The sequence below is a fragment of the Niallia sp. HCP3S3_B10 genome (genome assembly GCF_052064465.1).
Lineage (GTDB): Bacteria > Bacillota > Bacilli > Bacillales > Cytobacillaceae > Niallia > Niallia hominis.
The window spans coordinates 1-2,094 of sequence record NZ_JBQHVO010000125.1; the positions used below are offsets into that span (position 1 = coordinate 1).

2 protein-coding genes and 1 pseudogene are annotated in these 2,094 nt (G+C 31.3%); all 3 read right to left on the minus strand.

From position 1 onward, the window contains the following. Positions 1-78 precede the first annotated feature (78 nt). A complete protein-coding gene (locus tag ACTNDN_RS24650; RefSeq protein ID WP_031540343.1) occupies positions 79-822 on the minus strand; it encodes a hypothetical protein in 744 nt (247 codons plus the stop codon). Between the two features lie 260 nt (positions 823-1,082). Then, positions 1,083-1,484, minus strand: a complete 402-nt coding sequence (locus ACTNDN_RS24655) for a VOC family protein (RefSeq protein ID WP_031540344.1) — start codon at positions 1,482-1,484, stop codon at positions 1,083-1,085. A 162-nt stretch (positions 1,485-1,646) separates the two neighbouring features. Continuing rightward, positions 1,647-1,940: pseudogene (locus ACTNDN_RS24660) on the minus strand (tyrosine-type recombinase/integrase); the annotation flags it as partial. Between the last annotated feature and the right edge of the window lie 154 nt (positions 1,941-2,094).

Below are 2,094 nucleotides of genomic sequence, written 5' to 3' on the forward strand. Positions count from 1 at the left end.
CATTTTTTTCTTTCATATCGATCGACCTCCGTGTTATTTACTTAAAGTATAACACTAAAGTATCGTACGACATCTATCCTAACAGAGGGGGTTACTGAATAGTATTTCTAGAACACTATTATCTTTATCTTCGTTAATTAGTAAGATACTCTTATATATTGATGACAAGAGTTTTATTCCATAATTATTAATAATGTTGCTATCTAAACAAATATTATTTGGTGAAGGAATAGAAAAGCTTATCGGATGATGTTTTTGTAAATAACTGAGTAACGGTTTATGTTCTGACTCTATAGATGAAGAATCAAAATCTTTTGTGTTAAGTAAATAGAAACTTAACTCTCTCTTCTTAGGTATGATTTCTTTAATTTGTTCAATTGGAGTAGTATTTATTGACAGCATTTCATTAGGATCTCTAACCAACGTATTTATTATTTTTTTCTTATAAAAACTAGTTAAAAAAGGACTTATTTTATTGTTTTTTACCGCATCTCTAAAATAATCAATAGCTTGTTGTTTTGGACTTTCTAATAAAAATGCTATTTTTTTATTACCTTTATAACAATAATATCCTTTATTAAATAAGCATAAAAGATCATCGTAATTGTACTGTTCATGTGAATAAATATATATAAAATCTTGATAATCTTGAGAAATATAATAGTATTTAGCAATTACTAATTGTTGGACTAATGATAGATTATCTGGGATTTCAATAACATCTAAATTTGCTATTTTTTCTTTGTTATCAAAGTAAACTGTTCTGTTATCTTGTCCTAGTTTAGCTGCTTCTTCTCTAGATATTTTCTTTAGATTATTCATTTTCACTTCACTATCTTGAATTTCCCAAGATTCCTTTCAGTATTTTCTTTACAGGTGTCCTCTTAGATTTTCAATCTTATATCCCCATTGATTATTATTGTATGTGAATTCGCCGTCTATTATTTAAAGTCCTTCTTTCACTAAACTGCCCCTTTAGCACCATACGAAAAGGCTCGCCTTCTATTTAAGGAAAGCACCCGTTAGTTTAAACAATATATGCTTTTTATTATTGGTATGAACAGGATATTAAGTTCTTCATATTATTTAGGTAGATTTAGTTGCCACGAAACTCCAAAACGGTCATTTAGCCAGCCAAATTTCTTACTGAATCCATAATCTCCTAGTGGCATAAGAGCTTGTCCACCTTCGATCAGTTTCTGATAAATATTGTCAAGTTCTTCTTCGGTATTACAAGTAACATATATTGAGAACGAAGGTGTGAAGGAAAACTGATGTATTACATTACTGTCACTGCACATAAATTCTTGACCTTTTAAGGTGAAAGTAGCCTGCATGACAGTTCCTTCATCCCCACCTTCATTTGCACCATATCGAACAATATTTGTAATTGCTGAATCCTCAATCAGAGATGTGTAAAAAGTCATTGCTTCTTCTGCTTTGCCATCTTGAAACATTAAAAATGGTGTGACCATTTTTTCCATTATAAATCTACTCCTTTTATTATCTATTTTCTAAATTATAATTCAACTTGTATTATAAATCCATTCTCTTACTAACCTGCCCCTATTGTTACAAACGACATTTATTCTTGAAATACGGCTCTGATAAAAACATAAAGAACTGCAATTTTCCCTGCAGTTCTTTCAGAAATACTTCTTATATAATTCTCGTCTTAATTGTCCACTTAGATAAGCGTAAATCCTTGTTGTTTCACTTTTCTCATGCCCCATCAAGTTTTGAATAACTTCTAATGGTGCTCCATTATTAATTAAGGTGGTTGCATAACTATACCTTAATTGGTGCGGATGTATACACTTACTAATTTTTGCTCTTAACGAAATCTGTTTAATGACATATCTCATTTGTGCAACACCCATTCGGTGTGGGGCACGGAGAGTAACAAATAAAGCCTCCTCATTATCTTTTCTTTCCTCTAGAGTATGAGTAAAATGTTTGTGGGAGAATAAATATCCTTTTTGTCTAGTTGGGGGACGCGTCCTCCAACTAGACAAAAAGGCCACCAAGCGAGAGCGCGGTAGCTGGAAAAAATTAAGCATTAAAAAAGAGAGCTTCCTTTTGTAAAGTAGAATT

Bases quoted from the DNA above. Each gene is read 5' to 3' on its own strand.
- ACTNDN_RS24650 (WP_031540343.1), bottom strand. From the start codon at position 822: ATGAATAATCTAAAGAAAATATCTAGAGAAGAAGCAGCTAAACTAGGA.
- ACTNDN_RS24655 (WP_031540344.1), bottom strand. From the start codon at position 1,484: ATGGAAAAAATGGTCACACCATTTTTAATGTTTCAAGATGGCAAAGCA.